This window comes from Aureibaculum koreense (genome assembly GCF_034296135.1).
In the GTDB taxonomy this organism is placed as follows: domain Bacteria; phylum Bacteroidota; class Bacteroidia; order Flavobacteriales; family Flavobacteriaceae; genus Aureibaculum.
In genome coordinates this window covers 69,630-85,825 of record NZ_JAXKVV010000002.1, presented here as the reverse complement: position 1 = coordinate 85,825, position 16,196 = coordinate 69,630, and the positions used below count along the sequence as shown (strand labels likewise).

The following is a 16,196-nucleotide window of genomic DNA, read 5'->3' as shown; positions in this document are numbered from 1 at the left end:
ATGAACTTTTATTCAGTAAATAGAGGTGTTTTTAAAAGGCTTCACAAATATTTTTCATACAGATCTGTAGTTTTTGTTAATAGAAAACACTTAAAGAAGAGGGTTAGTATCTTAAATTGTAATTCTTTAGAGAAAAGTCAAATTAAAGAAGCAAAGAAATTTTATAATTCTTTTGGGTTTAAAAACATCAGTATAATATCTCATAAAATAAATACTCATTTTAGTGGTATTTTTAGAAAAGAGTATCTTCCTGAAGATTTATTTCACAGTACTATAGAACCCTGTTTGAATGACTATCGTATGGCTGTCGGATTGACAGATAAAAATTACTTTACTAGACTTTTTAAAGGAATTAAGCATCCTGAAACCGTCATAAAAAATATAAATGGTGTTTTTTATGATGATGATATAGTGCTGAACAAACAACAGGTTATTGATCGCTGTAACCAATTTAAAAACTTAATAATCAAACCCTCAATCGACAGCTTTGGAGGTAAAAATATTATTGTTTTTAATTTAAAAGAAGGTATTACAGATTATAAAAATCAAACTTTAGAACAAATTTTGGCTAGTTATAAAAAAAATTATATTATTCAAAGTTTCTTAAAGCAAAATAAGAAGATGAAATCTCTTAATCCAACTTCTGTTAATACCTTAAGAATAGTAAGCTTATTTTGGAACAATCAAGTTAATATATTGCATAGTATAGTGCGTATTGGCCGTATAAATTCCTATGTTGATAATACTGGACAAGGAGGTGTTTTTTGTCAGATTGAACCTGATGGAAATTTACTTGATAAAGGTTTTGATGGTGATTCTAATATTTATCATGAAACTGATACAAAAATTAAGTTTGTAGATTTTAAAATACCTTTTTATGATAGAGTAGAGCACGAAGTAAAGGAACTTCATATGCAAATCCCACATTTTAAATTAATTTCTTGGGATTTAGCTATTGATAACTTAGATGAAACCGTATTAATAGAATACAATGTTATGGGGCAAGGGGTAGATGCATATGAATACACAAATGGCCCTTTCTTTGGTGAGTTTACTGAGGAAGTTTTAAAATATTGTAGTCAACTCAAGCCCTACTAATGTAAATTAAAATTATTATATGGATTTCACCCTAAAAAAATACAAAGAATTACTTGAGGTTTTAATTGAGAAAAACTATGCTTTTCAAACTTTTGAAGAATTTATAAATAACCCAAAAGATAAAGTAGTTGTACTAAGACATGATGTAGATAGAAGGTCTATAAATGCAACTTGGCTGGGGAAAATAGAAAAAGATTTAAATGTTAAAAGCAGTTATTACTTTAGAATTGTGCCTGAAAGCAATGATAAAAATGTGATTCAAAATATTGTATCGATGGGACATGAGGTAGGTTATCATTATGAAGATCTGGGCATAACCAAAGGCAATTTTGAAAAAGCCTATGAAAATTACAAAAAGAATTTAGCCTATTTTCGTGCTTTTTATCCCGTAACAACGGTTTGTATGCACGGCAGCCCTGAAAACAGAATTGACAATCGTCAAATATGGGAAAAGTATAATTATAAGCAAGATGGTATTATTGCAGAACCCTATTTTGATGTGGACTATGATAAAGTTTTTTATATAACAGACACTGGCAGAGCCTGGAATAAAAAAAGTGTTATCGTAAGAGATAAGGTAAAAACCAAATTTAATATCCCAATCGAAAGCATTGATCATATGATGGATTTGATTAGACAAGATAAAATGCCTGACCAACTAATAATTAGTACACACCCACATAGGTGGTTTGATGTTGGTGGTTTATGGTTTAAGGAATTTATAATGCAAAACATTAAAAATGTAGTTAAAGCTATTCTTATAAAATATAGAAAGTAGTATGAAAAAGAAATATTGCTTATTATCAAATGATGTTGAAACTACATCAATTTGGCATAATACTTTAAGAGATGAAACTGGGTATAAAGTATTAACAGAAGGGATGCCATTGCTATTAGATTTATACGAAAAATATGATGTTAAATCAACTTTTTACTTTACCGGTTACATTGCAAAATTATATCCCGAAATTGTAAAAATGGTTGTGCCTTATGGTCATGAAGTAGGAAGCCATGGGCTTTCGCATACAAAAAAAAATGGATTTGATGTAATGCCACTTGAAAAACAAATTAGGCATTTAAAAACTTCTAAAGATATAATTGAAAACATAATAGGAGAGGAGATTATCTCATTCAGGGCTCCAGCATTACGCGTAAATAATGATACGGCAATTGCTTTGGCCGAAACGGGTTATAAAATTGATAGTTCTGTAGCATCACAAAGATTCGATATGTTTATGTCCTTTGGAAGTTTAAAAAAATTAAATTGGTTAACCGCACCAAGACTGCCCTATAGAACAAGTAAGGATTCATTATTTAAGAAAGGAGATGGGCAAATTATTGAAGTACCATTAAGTGCTTCGTTAATACCATATCTAAGTACAACCATGCGTATTTTTCCATATTTTACTGCCATTCAACGTAGAATCATGGCATTCGAAGCATCTAAAACGGGAAAACCTATTGTATTTGACACACATCCAAACGAATTTATTGATGAAAGCTATGAAAAAAGACAAATTAATAAAAGGTCAAAAAACATAGTGGCTTCTTTTTTACAAGATACTGTTCGCTCCAAATTAAAGGTAAAGAACCTTGGTATTAAAGGTGTTAAGATATACGAAAGGGAAATTAAATATTTTCATAAACATAAATTCGAGTTTTGCACCATAAAAGAGTTCTGTAAACAAAAAGGTCTGTTGAAATGAGAATATTTATAATTACTATGGATGATCCTATCCAAACATATGATTTTATTAAAGAAATTATTGATGCAAAACATGACGAAATTGTCGGTTTAGCAATACCAAAAGGGAATCGGCTGACACTTTCGAAAGGTAAATCTAAATATACCTATGTCTTTTCATTATTACTTATTATGGGTCCGTGGCATTTTATTAAGACTTCTCTTAAAACAATTATTTTTAAAGTAAGAAAGAAACTCTATAGGTTAGGGGTTGCTAAGGATCCGACTATTGCGGGTTATGCATTATCTAAAGGCATCCCTACTCAAACTATAACTACTCCAAATAGCAAAAAATTTAGGGATTACTTAGTAGCTCTTAATCTTGATGTAATTATAAACCAAAGCCAAAACATTATCAAAAAAGAGTTACTTGATATTCCTAAAATAGGAGTTTTAAATAGGCATAACGCTTTATTACCTAAGAATAGAGGAAGGTTAACTCCTTTCTGGGTAGCTTTTAATGGTGAAGAAGAAACAGGAGTTTCTATACACTTTGTTGAAGAAGGTATTGATTCTGGTGATATAATTGTCCAAAAGAAATATAAAGTTACAAAAAAGGATAATTTCAATTCAATTGTAAAAAAAAATTATACAATTGCAGCAAAAGCGATGATTGAAGCCTTAGAGATTTTAGAGAGTAAAGAACATAATTTTATTAATAATGACGATGACATTGCAACTTATAATACAACCCCCAGTTTAAAAGAGGCCTTTGCTTATAGAAAAAAAAGAATTAGATCAGTATATTATTAGAATAATAACCTATTGTGCATTATGATTAAACAGAAAAAGTTATCCATATTACTGATAATCAGTAAATTGTTTTAGCAATAAAACATTTATTATGAACACTTTAGTGCAAATTACGAAAGAATTTTATAAGTATTTAAAAAAATATCAAGAGAACAACTTTTTAATCTAACTGGGGCATCGACTAAAGCTGAACGACCTAGAACTGATGATCGGTTTGAGCCTGATCGCTGAATTTATGTGAATAGATAGCGAAAACGACCTGTTTAGAAAACTTTCCAAAATCTTATTATCAAAAAATAGAACGAAGTGTCTATAATAGACGAAGAAGGAAACTTGCTAATAATCTCAATAGTATTTGATTAAAGTTGACTTCACATTTTAATTTACTTTGAAATCCACCTGCTTTACAGGTAGTAATATTCTGTTGGCTATGCCTTATATTTGTGCTATGAGCAAATATAAGATCACTTTTGGGCTCGTGGATATTTTGTGAGTACTATTGGATTGGATGAGGAAATGATAAAAAATATGTCAAATATCAAGAAAAAGAAGAAAAGCGTATTGAGGATCAGCAACAAAGGTTTGGTTTTTGACCATACCTTTGTCGCCCCCTATTGGGGCTGTCCAAAGCCACCTTCTTAGAAGTGTGATTTTTACTAAGGTAAATTCGGGCAATAAGATGTTGTACGGTGTGAATAATTGAGCCTTAAAATATACCAGTTGATTTATGATTTTTGGGTTAAGATTAAAATCATCCAGAATTGGTTTGGTATGCTCAGAATAGAGTAGTGGCAGTTGCTTTTCTTTGAGCTTGGTTAGTTTCTTAAGTAAAGTGTCATTGCGATTGGGACCAATCCAATGTTCAATTTCACTTGATCCTACACTATTATCATACAAATAAAACTTATAAATAATTTCTAAATGGATGGGTGTATTATCTTTAATTAAAATGCAATCCAATTCACCAACAGTTCTTTTATCATGTTGTACCTGTATGTTTTCAGTTAATATTTTAATATTTTCGTAGCACTTAAGTTCTTGACTTACAAAACGTTATGCACGTTTACCTAACCTTAAGTTGTTGGTAATTTGTTCGTTAAAAATGGTATGGTTATACTTAGGAAGTTTTAACTGTTGTAAACCAAATACGGTATTTTCTTTCCATAACAATGGTGTGTTTATATAACCTTGAAATTGATTTTGGATATCTTTTGATTTGGAGTACATTATAGTCAATGTTAAAGGATTTTTATGTTGAGCGATGGAAGGCTCACAACCACTAAGCACACAAAGTAAAGCACAAAGATCACTAAGAATAAGTTAAAGCAGCATTGCTTTGTGTCCTTTGTGAACTGTCCTAGTGTTCATTGTGGTTAAATATCACCACTTAATATCGCATATACCAATTCCTTGGTCAGTGGTTTGTTACCTGCTTTTTCTCTAATTTTCTTAAAAGGAAATATAAATTTACAGCCCGATTTGTAATTACTGCAACCATAGGCTTCTTTGCCTTTGAGAATAGTACCTTTTTTACATTTTGGGCAAATTAGTTTATTCGAGGGTGCTTTTTTTACAGATTGCTTTTCTTCAAGCACTAAATTAAATTGCTCATTAAAACGGACTAAACCTTCTACTGAACCATTGCTCGTTTTAAATCCCTTTAAGTTTACGGTCGATTCTTTCTGAAGTAAACGAATCAATTGCTTTTCGGAAATCTTCTTTTCCATAAAGGTAAAGGGTAAAATAAAATTGCAACCATTTTTGTAATTACTACAGCCGTAGGCACTTTTGCCTTTTAATAAAGTGCCTTTTTTACATTTAGGACAAGTTTCAGCAGCAATACCAGCTCTTTTTTTGACCTTTTTTTCTTTTTCACGATTTTGTAAGGTAATGGTTTGAGAAATATTGGCACGCTTGGTTTCACTTCGTACTTCATAAACCAATTGATCTACCATACGTTTCATATTATTGATAAAAGTACCCGCACTAAATTCGCCTTTTTCAATGTCTTTCAGTTGCTTTTCCCATTTTCCGGTCAATTCGGCCGATTTCAACAAATCGTTTTGGATGGTATCGATCAGTTTGATTCCCGTAACCGTAGGTAACAATTGCTTTTTATTCCGTTTGATATATTGCCGTCTAAAAAGTGTTTCAATTATGTTGGCTCGGGTAGAAGGTCTGCCAATACCGTTATCTTTCATCAAATCACGCAATTCCTCATCATCTACTTGTTTGCCAGCGGTTTCCATGGCACGTAGAAGGGAAGCCTCAGTAAACTGATTGGGTGGTTTGGTTTGTTTTTCTAAGAAGGACGGTTCATGTGGTCCTTTTTCTCCCTTAATAAAATTAGGTAACATACCGGCTTCATTCGGTTTCTGTTCTGAGTTCTTATCCTCAAAAACCACTCGCCATCCCTTTTTAAGAATTTCTTTACCTGTCGTTTTAAAATTTACATCCGCCGCTTTTCCAATGACGGTGGTATTGGAAACCGAACAATCCTCATAAAAAACAGCTATAAAACGTTTGGTAATTATATCATAGACCTGTTGCTGATTGTATTGGAGGTTTATTTGTACTCCAGTAGGGATTATAGCATGGTGATCGGTTACTTTTTTATCATTAAAAACTTTACTCGATTTCTTTATCTTTTTACCTAATAAGGGTTGTGTTAACCCACTGTATTTGGTTAGATTTTTAAGAATACCGGCAACTTTTGGATAGACATCATTCGGTAAGAAAGTAGTATCTACACGTGGATAGGTTACTACTTTTTGCTCATAGAGTTTTTGGACTATTTTTAACGTTTCATCCGCTGAAAATCCAAATTTTTTATTGCAATAGACCTGTAATCCTGTTAAATCAAAAAGTTTTGGTGCGTAATCTTTGCCTTTCTTTTTGGTTACGGAAACAATTTCAAAATCATCTTCTTTAACTTTATCCGCCAAAACTTGACCATCTTCCATTTTTAAGAAGCGACCTTCTTCATAACTAAACAAAGTATCACGATACATTGTTTGCAATTCCCAATAGGGTTGCGGCTTAAAATTTTCAATTTCCTTAAAACGATTGACTACCATGGCCAACGTTGGGGTTTGCACTCTACCCACAGATAATACTTGTTTATAACCACCATGTTTTACTGTGTATAATCTGGTAGCATTCATACCCAATAACCAATCGCCAATAGCTCTTGAAAATCCCGCGTAATAGAGATTATCATAATCTTCAGCCGGTTTTAGATTCTCGAAACCCTCTTTAATGGCTTCTGTAGTTAAGGAAGAAATCCATAACCGTTGTACTTTACCTTTATAATTGGCTTGGTCTAATACCCAACGTTGAATCAATTCCCCTTCTTGCCCCGCATCCCCACAATTAATGACCACTTCGGCTTTATCAAATAAGCTTTTTACAATGCTGAATTGCTTTGTAATCCCTGTGTTTTCAACCACTTTGGTTTTAAATTTTTCAGGGAGCATAGGGAGGTTGTTCAGATCCCAACTTTTCCAATGGGGTTTATAATCATTGGGTTCTTGTAACGTACATAAATGTCCAAAAGTGTAAGTAACCGCATAACCGTTGCCTTCATAATAACCATCATGTCTGGTTTTTGCACCTAATACGGTAGCAATTTCTCGTGCTACACTCGGCTTTTCGGCAATACACACCTTCATTTTTTTATTCAATTTAAGAGATGCAAATTAACAATAAAAAAGGGGTAGGGCAAGAGGAATTTTTAGGGAAACAACAATTGAACATTATTTATAATATCCCTATATTTGATTTTTCATAGGTAAAACCGTTATTATGACAAAAGATATACGTTGGCATCAGAGGTTAAGTAATTTTAACAAAGCTTTGGGGCAGTTAAATAAAGGAGTAAACCTTGCAAATGAAAGACCTTTGAACGATTTAGAGCAACAAGGTTTAATCCAATCCTTTGAGTTTACGCATGAATTGGCTTGGAATGTAATGAAAGATTATTTTTTTTATCAAGGAAATGCAGAAATAAGGGGAAGTAGAGATGCTACAAGAGAAGCATTTAAATTTGAACTAATTACCAATGGGGAAATTTGGATGGATATGATAGTTAGCCGTAATAAAACAAGCCATACATATGATGAAGAAACCGCAAAAGAAATTGTAGAGAACATATTGAATGATTATGCTACTTTGTTGAATGATTTTAATAAGAAAATGATAAAATTGAAAGATAACGCCTAAAAAATTTCGTAGAAAAATGAAATACGGATTAAATAATAAAACTATTGGGAAAATAGTAGGCATTTTTTATAACAATAAAGAAATAGAACAGGCCATACTTTTTGGCTCACGTGCAAAAGGAAACTACAGACCGAGTTCAGATATAGATATTACGTTAAAAGGTGACATTAGTTTTGACAATTTATTAAGAATAGAAAGTCAACTTGATAATTTGATGCTACCTTATAAATTCGATGTTACCGTTTTTGAAAAATTAAAGAACCAAGATTTAATAAATCATATTGATCGAGTAGGCAAAATTTTTTACCAAAAACAGTAAAAACCCGCTATGTCCTACCTCTCATCATTCAGCATCAACACAGAAAGGACAAATCCATTTCCTTTTAATACTTATGGTGTAAAATTTGCAAAAAATATTGAATTTGAAACTCCAATCACTTTTATCATTGGCGACAACGGTGTTGGAAAATCGACTTTGTTAGAAGCACTAGCGTACCGATTGCAATTACCACATATAGATGGTGCCGATTATCAAAAAAACAGTTTTAAAGCCGCAAGAGCTTTATTACCTTATTTGGAATTACAATGGAAAATTGAACGAAGTATTGGGTTCTTTTTTAGAGCAGAAGATTTTGGGGACTTTATTAATAGTGTTGATAGAGCAGATGCTTATGTTTATGATTCCCTACGAGATTTAGAAGGGGAAGTACCTGAGCAAATCCTTAAAGAAATGCGGGAAAGTGCCAATTATCAAATTCACCATATGCGTAGGAATTATGGGCAGGAATTGCAAGCATTTTCGCATGGGGAAGCCTATTTGCAAATCATGCACGAAAAGATAAATCAAAAAGGTATTTTTTTATTGGATGAACCTGAAGCAGCATTATCGCCAGCAAAACAACTTTCCTTAATCTATTATATTTTAGAGCATTTAAAAACCAATGTTTCACAATTTATAATTGCAACGCATTCGCCAATGTTAATGGCACTACCCGGAGCTACAATCTATGAAATAACGGAAAATGGAATGAAAAAAGTAGCGTTGGAAAACACCGAGCATTATTCCATTACAAAATCATTTTTAAATAATCCTGAGGGGTATTTGAGGCATTTTTGAGGTAATTCATATTTTTATTCACTATCGGAAATCAACAACCTAAATCCTTTACCATGAATGTTCTGTATTTCAATAGTGTGCTCTGTGTCTTTTTTAAGATGTTTACGAAGCTTGGTAACATAAACATCCATGCTTTTAGTGGTAAAATAATTGTCATCGCCCCATATTTCGGAAAGTGCTTGAGAGCGAATTAAAATGTTATCTTTATGTTCAATAAGCATACGTAACAGTTCACTTTCCTTGTAGGTGAGTTTTGTTTCTTTACCTTTATAATTTAATATTTGTTGTACGGAATCTAGTTGAAAATTACCGATCTCAAAATGGGTTTCGGTTTGTGGGGCTTCTATTACGGGCTGATCTCTATTTAATAATGCCTGTATTTTTAAAAATAATATTTCAGGGTCAAAAGGCTTTACCAAATAGTCTAACGCCCCAAGCTGAAATCCCTTGATTTTATCCTCTCGCATGGCACGAGCGGTCAAGAAAATAAAGGGAGCAATAATTTGTTGTTCTTTCAATTCTTTGGCGATGGTAAATCCATCTTTGTTAGGTAACATTACATCAAGAATAAATAAATCAAACGGTTGACTCTTCGCCATTTTTATAGCATCATTACCATCTGCACAGAGTACGACGTTGTATTTTTTTATTTCAAGGTAACTTTTTAGTACCAATCCGAAATTGGGATCATCTTCTACCAGTAAAATATGTTTTTCTATAATTTCACCCATTTATTTATGCTTTTTTTAGAGGCAATTGAATTGAAAAAGTACTTCCAATGGCATTTCGCTTAAAATGAACAGCTCCATTATGTGCCGTTGCTATCCTTTTTACATAATTTAAACCTAGGCCAAAACCTTTGACATTGTGCACATCTTTGGTCGGTACACGATAAAATTTATCAAAAATAAGACTTTCATCTTGTTTTTTAATACCGATACCTTTATCCGTTACATTAATAATTAAAAAACCATCCTTATTTTTGCTGCTTATGGTAATTTCTATAGGGTCTTTAGAATATTTAATAGCATTATCCACAAGGTTGTTAATGGCTTGGTAGATATGAATTTCATCACATTCAATTGTCGTATTTACGGCATTGGGCTTGTATGTAATACCTCCTTTATTTCTTTTAACCCTAATGCGATTGTGTTCTATAATCGGTTCTAATATATCGTTTATATCTACAACTTTCTTGTTGAGTTTAGCAATGGTTTCATCTTCTTTAGCTACATTAAGTACCATTTCAATTTGCCTGTTCATACGTTCGTTTTCTTCTTTAATAACTTTGGTAAACTGTTTAACTACCTCGGGGTTTTTTATAATATCGGGTTCTTCAATGGTGGCGGTTGCCATACCAATGGTGGCTAAAGGTGTTTTCAGCTCGTGAGTCATATTATTGATAAAATCGGTTTTGATTTGTGATAGTTTTTTTTGTTTCATTATTATTCGAAGTGCATAGGCAAAACTAGAGATTACGATAAGTACCAGTAGGGTAGAACCTATAATGTTGGCCAGTAATTTTTTATAGACATAAGAGCTGCTATCATATAATTGTACATGCATCGTTGGCACCTGTTCTACTTTAACTTTAAACTTCGCATCTCTTAAAACCAAGGTATCTTTAACCTTTTCACCTCCAATATTATAGAATGTTGAATCATGTGTGTGATAAAAACCATAGCTAAATTTTAAATTAATATTATTCTTTTGAAGATTACTTTTTAGGATACTATCAATATTTATTCTTTCGTAAACACTTGAAATGGCATTGTTATGCTGACTGTATATTACGGTTACTCGTTTCATCACAGTAGTATCTTGAGTTATATGCTCCGTAAAAGATTGATTTAATGCCTCTAGCTGATTATAAAAATCTTTAGTATAAGGAGGTGAGTCTTTATATTTTGATACCGAATAAAAATTAAAACTATATAAAGAATCTTTAGAATTATAATGCCATCCCGCATCTACGTGACCATCGATCATAATATTTTCATTTTGTTGATCTTCACTAATAATATTGGCAGTTGTTGTTATCGCTAACCTGGCGTTCTCTTCAAAAATTTTATTGGTCAGTTGTTGACTGTCCTTAAGCCAGTTTATTTGAAAGAATATAGCTGAAACAGCAGAAATGGCCATTAATAAGAGTACAAATCTAAATGTGCGTTTGTTCATAATAATAGAATATAAGTAACAAATGTAAAATTTATTATAAGTATAAACGCTTCATTTAGTCTTATTTAATTGAATTTAAGGATTTTTAAGATTTCCCATATTTAATTCAGAAAAGGACTGAAAATTTAAGTTTTGTTTAAGCTTGTTTAATTATTTGTTGACTAAATATATGTTGATGTCGGTTTACATTTGTACCATCAAATAACATAAAAAACAATTAATTATGAAACATCTAGTAAATTTTATCAAACCCGTAGTTTTTATATTAATAGTAGTTTCTATTATGGTACTACAAAATAACTACGAATTAAAGAAGGAAGAGCAAGTAAATACATCTTCTAAAACTGTAGTGGTAAAAAGTAATGAAACATCATTTTCACTAACAACAAAAGTAATCAATCACTAAAAATAAAAAAGTATGATCTCAATTATAAAAACTATTATAATAATAGTATTATTATTTATAACCAGCATTGTTAACGCTCAGGATACTAGCAGCGTAAAAAAGACCTCTTTAGAACTAACCGTTGTTAAAGATGGTAAGACCACCCAAAAGACCTATTCAAGTTTTGAAGAAGTTGTAGCGGACAAAGAAATGAAAGCGTTAGGGGTTCACAAAATTTTAAAATTTGAAGACAACCAAATTATGTTTTTAAATTCAAAGTCACCAACTACTTTGATTACCGTTGGTTCAGGAAACCCTTCAACGGTTACTTCAGAAATGACCGTTAAATCAGCTGATGGCAAAAATGATATTCACATTAAAATAAAGTTAAATTAAAAAATATAAAACTATCATTACTAATATAAAAAGTAAAAATATGATAAGAAAAATGATTCTTTTAATTCTAATAATTATTTCTATCGGAGCTTGCATAAATAAAGAAAAATCGAAAACTAACTCAATCTTTTATAAAGATTTTTTTACAAACAAAATAATTGAAGAAAGTCAGTATAAGAAATTAAACGACTCTCTTTCAATGCAATTTAACTTGGATGAAATGATTATATCGGAAAAGAGCAAAAATGATTCCTTAATTATCACCTATTGGAATATAAGATTTCCGAAAGAGATGGAAAATCCACTTACTAATGCCAAAGCATTTATAGGAACAAAACTTCTTATAGATTCGCTTAAAACTATAGACGGGAAAACAGTTTCTTTAAATAGTAATAATGGACGTCCTACTTTAGTTAATTTATGGTTTACAAGATGTCCACCATGTATTGAAGAAATGCCAGAATTGAATAATTTGAAAGATGAATATAATAATAAGGCCAATTTTATAGCAGTAACATTTGAATCTTACGCAAAAGTTTCTAAGTTCTTAGAGAAAAATACATTTAATTTTCTACTTACTGTGGATGCAAAAAAAGAAATGGACAAACTAAATAATAGTATGTATCCTTTGAATATATTTATTGATAAAAAAGGAGTTGTGAGATATGTTGTAGGGATGAGTCCTAAAGGAGGAAAATTATTTAGAGAATTATTGGAAAACTTACTCTAGCTAAATCTTAAAATAAAATTAAAATAATAATAAAATTAATAATCATGAAAAAAATAAAATTATCGGTAATATATGCCTTTATAGCCTTATTAGGATATTCGGGCATGGCACAGACCAAAGAAAAGGATAGCATTAAAGGCAACCCTGAACTGCCATCAACGGCGGAAGAACTTGAAAAATTAGCATCTTACGACTCCGGAAATTATACTTATTCAGTAGAAGACTATTTTAAAAAGCCAAATAAAAGTAGTTTTTCCTTATCACCAAATGGTAAGTATTTATCATATAAGCAAAAAGATGAAGAAGGTAAAAACCATGTGTATATAAAAAATACAACAACCGATGAGGTTCGTATGGTATTAGAGGAAAAAGAACAATTAATACTCACTTTTTTTTGGGCCAATAACAACACCATTTTATATGTAATGGATAAAGGCGGTGATGAAAACTACCATTTGTATTCGTACAATATCGACACAAAAAAAGATATGGATTTAACTCCTTTTGAAGGTGTGAAATTAAGTACAGTATATGCCTTGAAAGATTTGCCGAGATATGTTATTGTACCTTTAAATAAAAGGAATAAGCAAGTTTTTGAGCCCTATAAGATCAATGTTGAAACTGGAGATATGGAGTTGGTTATTGAAAATATAGATGAAAACAACCCAATTAACTCTTACAAATTCGATAGTAAAGGAAACCTTCGTGCCTTAACACGTCGTAAAAATGGAGTGGACGATATCATCGAATATAAAGCTGTTGGCGAAGAAACTTTTAAAGAAATAAGCAACACCAATTGGAAAGATACCTTTAGCATATTAAACTTTGTATCAGAAGATAGCGACTTGGCCTATGTGCTTACCAATTTAGAAAGCGATAAAGAGGAAGTTGTACTCTATGACCTTAAAAATAAAAAAATCGTAAAACGATTGTTCAGCAATGACGATTATGACATTTCTGGCATTTCACTATCAAAAAAACGAAATTACGAGTTAGATTTTTACTCTTATAATGGTGAAAAAGGAATAATTGTACCTGTTAGTGAATATTTTAAAAAATTACATAAAAAATTAAAAGATCAGTTTGCCCCGAACGATTTTAGTATTGTAAGCAATACGGAGAACGAGGACAAGTATTTAATTTATGTAACTAGCGATGTTTTATACGGTAAATACTACCAGTACAACGTAAAAACAAATACATTTAAAATGCTTGAAGATTTAATGCCGCAATTGAATCCTGATGATATGGCAAAAATGACCCCAATATCTTTTATAAGTAGAGATGGTTTTAAAGTACATGGCTATTTAACCTTGCCCAAAAATGCAAAAGCAGGTAAAACCCCTCTCATTGTAAACCCTCACGGTGGCCCCTATGGCATTAGAGATTCTTGGGGGTATAATTCTGAAGCTCAATTGTTTGCGAGTAGGGGGTATGCTACCTTAAAAATCAATTACAGAGGCTCTGGAGGTTATGGTAAAGCGTTCTATTTAGCGGGCAATAAACAAATAGGGCGTAATATGTTAAATGATTTAGAAGATGGGGTAAAATATGTAATTGAACAAGGTATTGTCGATAAAAGTAAAATAGCCATTTATGGTGGTAGCTATGGCGGTTTGGCAACATTGGGGAGCTTGATTAAAACACCCGATTTATATGTTTGTGGTGTGGATTATGTAGGTGTGAGCAATTTCTTTACCTTTATTGAGTCATTTCCAGCCTATTGGAAACCTTTAATGAAACAATTTTATGAGCAGTGGTATGATCCTGAAATTCCAGAAGAAAAAGAAATTATGACCGCGGTATCACCCGCTTTAAATATTGATAAATTAAACAAACCTGTATTTGTAATACAAGGTGCAAACGACCCCAGGGTAAACATAAACGAAAGTGACCAAATAGTATCTAGCCTACGAAAAAAAGGTTTTGATGTGCCCTATATGGTAAAATACAATGAAGGACATGGGTTTGGTAGAGAGGAAAACAGAATTGAACTCTATAAAACTATGCTCGGCTTTTTTGCAAAGCACCTAAAATAAGGTAGAATAAAATATAATTTATAAAGCACCCAGAAAAGGGTGCTTTATTTAGATATTGATAATGCTTATTTTATCACCTTCTCCAACACCTCCCAAACATTTTTTGCCACAATTTGATGACCCTCAGCTGTAGGATGAATACCATCCTCTAAATTCAATTCTTTTACACCACCCACATCTTTTAAAATAAACGGAATTAAAGGTAAATTGTTCTTTTCTGCCAAATCAGAAAATATGGTTCGGAATTCGGAAGTGTATTCAGGCCCCATATTAGGTGGGAGTTCCATTCCTGCTAAAATAATTGTAGCTTCTGGCAATTTTTTTTGCACCGCATCAATAATATCTTGGAGGTTTTTACGGGTTTCCGTTAATGGAATGCCACGCAAACCATCGTTAGCACCCAATTCCAGTACAAAAACATCAATTTTCTGTTTCAGAACCCAATCTAAACGACTTTTTCCGCCTGCACTGGTTTCACCGCTCAATCCAGAATTTACTACGGTATAATTCAAACCTAAAGAATCTATTGTAGATTGTATTAGGGATGGAAACGCATCATTAACATCATCAAGGCCGTAACCTGCTGTAAGACTATCGCCAAAAAAAAGTATAGTTTTAGAATCTGTATCGGTGTCTTCTGTACTTTCGGTTTTCGTTGTTTCTAGCTGCTCATTATTTTCTTTTTTAGCCACATCACCACGACAAGATATGAGCAACACTACAATCATAAAATAACATAATTTTAAGAAAATTGGACTCAATTTGCCATATAAATTTGAAAGCATTTGCTTATTTTGCGACTTATGCATTTTAGAGAATTTAATTATTAAGTATGCCAAAGATATTAAAGATAAACGAGCTTGAAAAAACATACGCAAGTGGCTCAAAAAAAATAACGGTTTTACAAGATATCTCTTTTGAAATTGAAAAAGGGGAGACCTTTTCTATTGTAGGGCCTTCGGGGAGCGGTAAAACAACGCTTTTGGGTTTGTGTGCGGGTTTAGACCGACCAGATGCTGGTACCGTTGAATTGTGTGGTCATAATATAACAGATTTAAATGAAGATGAACGGGCACAATTACGCAATAAAGAAGTAGGATTTATATTTCAAAATTTTCAGTTATTGCCAACCTTGACAGCATTAGAGAATGTTATTGTACCGTTGGAATTACAAGGTGCAAAAAATGCGGTAAAAGTTGGAATGGAATTACTGGAAAAAGTGGGGCTATCAGACCGATTTCATCATTATCCATCACAATTATCAGGTGGAGAGCAACAGCGTGTTGCCTTGGCAAGAGCTTTTTCAAACAGACCTTCAATTTTATTTGCAGATGAACCTACGGGTAATCTAGATGAGGAAACAGGCGAAAAAGTAATTCAACTACTTTTTGAATTAAATAAGGAAGCGGGTACTACCTTAGTAATTATCTCTCATGATTTAGATCTAGCTAATAGAACCCAACAAATATTGAGATTAAAAGGAGGTAAAATTAGTTCTAACAAAAGAACACTCGCCGTTTAAATGAAAAATCCTG

At 32.0% G+C, this 16,196-nt stretch carries 18 protein-coding genes and 2 pseudogenes; 14 read left to right on the top strand and 6 right to left on the bottom strand.

All coding sequences use genetic code 11. The annotated features are described in order from the left end of the window. From UMM65_RS02430 to UMM65_RS02410, 6 genes and pseudogenes are all read left to right on the top strand, one after another. Entirely contained in the window at positions 1-1,098 is a 1,098-nt protein-coding gene (locus UMM65_RS02430; protein WP_321974875.1) for a sugar-transfer associated ATP-grasp domain-containing protein, read from the top strand. A 19-nt stretch (positions 1,099-1,117) separates the two neighbouring features. Next, complete coding sequence (locus UMM65_RS02425) at positions 1,118-1,876, top strand: polysaccharide deacetylase family protein (protein ID WP_321974874.1); 759 nt, start codon at positions 1,118-1,120, stop codon at positions 1,874-1,876. A gap of 1 nt (position 1,877) precedes the next feature. After that, entirely contained in the window at positions 1,878-2,804 is a 927-nt protein-coding gene (locus tag UMM65_RS02420; RefSeq protein ID WP_321974873.1) for a polysaccharide deacetylase family protein, read from the top strand. Positions 2,805-2,821: 17 nt separating this feature from the next. Beyond that, positions 2,822-3,595: a formyltransferase family protein gene (locus tag UMM65_RS02415; protein ID WP_321974872.1), complete on the top strand. Its 774-nt coding sequence runs from the start codon at positions 2,822-2,824 to the stop codon at positions 3,593-3,595. Positions 3,596-3,736: 141 nt separating this feature from the next. Beyond that, positions 3,737-3,951: pseudogene (locus UMM65_RS17710) on the top strand (IS982 family transposase); the annotation flags it as partial. A 109-nt stretch (positions 3,952-4,060) separates the two neighbouring features. Continuing rightward, a pseudogene (locus UMM65_RS02410) lies at positions 4,061-4,161 on the top strand (IS200/IS605 family transposase); the annotation flags it as partial. Here the strand turns inward: UMM65_RS02410 and UMM65_RS02405 are convergent. The 3 genes from UMM65_RS02405 to UMM65_RS02395 all read right to left on the bottom strand — a co-directional run bounded on the left by UMM65_RS02405 (position 4,127) and on the right by UMM65_RS02395 (position 7,266). Next, complete coding sequence (locus UMM65_RS02405) at positions 4,127-4,612, bottom strand: DUF1853 family protein (RefSeq protein WP_415859547.1); 486 nt, start codon at positions 4,610-4,612, stop codon at positions 4,127-4,129. The pseudogene UMM65_RS02410 and the gene UMM65_RS02405 sit on opposite strands and share 35 nt — an antisense overlap. 36 nt (positions 4,613-4,648) lie before the next feature. Next, positions 4,649-4,822: a hypothetical protein gene (locus UMM65_RS02400; protein WP_321974871.1), complete on the bottom strand. Its 174-nt coding sequence runs from the start codon at positions 4,820-4,822 to the stop codon at positions 4,649-4,651. Positions 4,823-4,968: 146 nt separating this feature from the next. Further along, positions 4,969-7,266 (bottom strand): type IA DNA topoisomerase, encoded by a 2,298-nt coding sequence (locus UMM65_RS02395; RefSeq protein WP_321974870.1) that lies wholly within the window; start codon positions 7,264-7,266, stop codon positions 4,969-4,971. A gap of 133 nt (positions 7,267-7,399) precedes the next feature. Here UMM65_RS02395 and UMM65_RS02390 point away from each other — a divergent pair, with 133 nt between their 5' ends. The 3 genes from UMM65_RS02390 to UMM65_RS02380 are packed head-to-tail and all read left to right on the top strand — an operon-like array spanning position 7,400 to position 8,933. Next, positions 7,400-7,816, top strand: a complete 417-nt coding sequence (locus UMM65_RS02390) for a nucleotidyltransferase substrate binding protein (protein WP_321974869.1) — start codon at positions 7,400-7,402, stop codon at positions 7,814-7,816. Between the two features lie 16 nt (positions 7,817-7,832). Further along, the gene (locus UMM65_RS02385) at positions 7,833-8,135 is read left to right on the top strand and encodes a nucleotidyltransferase domain-containing protein (protein WP_321974868.1); all 303 of its coding nucleotides are present in this window, start codon (positions 7,833-7,835) and stop codon (positions 8,133-8,135) included. Between the two features lie 9 nt (positions 8,136-8,144). After that, the gene (locus UMM65_RS02380; protein ID WP_321974867.1) at positions 8,145-8,933 is read left to right on the top strand and encodes an AAA family ATPase; all 789 of its coding nucleotides are present in this window, start codon (positions 8,145-8,147) and stop codon (positions 8,931-8,933) included. Positions 8,934-8,947: 14 nt separating this feature from the next. On the opposite strand, the gene UMM65_RS02375 is transcribed toward UMM65_RS02380, so the two are convergent. Then, positions 8,948-9,664: a response regulator transcription factor gene (locus UMM65_RS02375; protein WP_321974866.1), complete on the bottom strand. Its 717-nt coding sequence runs from the start codon at positions 9,662-9,664 to the stop codon at positions 8,948-8,950. Between the two features lie 4 nt (positions 9,665-9,668). Then, positions 9,669-11,111, bottom strand: coding sequence for a sensor histidine kinase (locus UMM65_RS02370; RefSeq protein ID WP_321974865.1), 1,443 nt, complete (start codon positions 11,109-11,111; stop codon positions 9,669-9,671). 223 nt (positions 11,112-11,334) lie between these two features. Here UMM65_RS02370 and UMM65_RS02365 point away from each other — a divergent pair, with 223 nt between their 5' ends. From UMM65_RS02365 to UMM65_RS02350, 4 genes are read left to right on the top strand one after another with little or no spacing between them, the layout of a single operon-like run. Continuing rightward, complete coding sequence (locus UMM65_RS02365) at positions 11,335-11,517, top strand: hypothetical protein (protein WP_321974863.1); 183 nt, start codon at positions 11,335-11,337, stop codon at positions 11,515-11,517. A 12-nt stretch (positions 11,518-11,529) separates the two neighbouring features. Beyond that, entirely contained in the window at positions 11,530-11,892 is a 363-nt protein-coding gene (locus UMM65_RS02360; protein WP_321974862.1) for a hypothetical protein, read from the top strand. Between the two features lie 40 nt (positions 11,893-11,932). Next, complete coding sequence (locus UMM65_RS02355; RefSeq protein ID WP_321974861.1) at positions 11,933-12,622, top strand: TlpA family protein disulfide reductase; 690 nt, start codon at positions 11,933-11,935, stop codon at positions 12,620-12,622. Positions 12,623-12,666: 44 nt separating this feature from the next. Continuing rightward, positions 12,667-14,661, top strand: coding sequence for an alpha/beta hydrolase family protein (locus UMM65_RS02350; RefSeq protein WP_321974860.1), 1,995 nt, complete (start codon positions 12,667-12,669; stop codon positions 14,659-14,661). A gap of 65 nt (positions 14,662-14,726) precedes the next feature. On the opposite strand, the gene UMM65_RS02345 is transcribed toward UMM65_RS02350, so the two are convergent. After that, complete coding sequence (locus tag UMM65_RS02345) at positions 14,727-15,470, bottom strand: arylesterase (protein ID WP_321974859.1); 744 nt, start codon at positions 15,468-15,470, stop codon at positions 14,727-14,729. Positions 15,471-15,493: 23 nt separating this feature from the next. Here UMM65_RS02345 and UMM65_RS02340 point away from each other — a divergent pair, with 23 nt between their 5' ends. Continuing rightward, positions 15,494-16,183: an ABC transporter ATP-binding protein gene (locus tag UMM65_RS02340; protein WP_321974858.1), complete on the top strand. Its 690-nt coding sequence runs from the start codon at positions 15,494-15,496 to the stop codon at positions 16,181-16,183. The last annotated feature ends 13 nt before the right edge of the window (positions 16,184-16,196 follow it).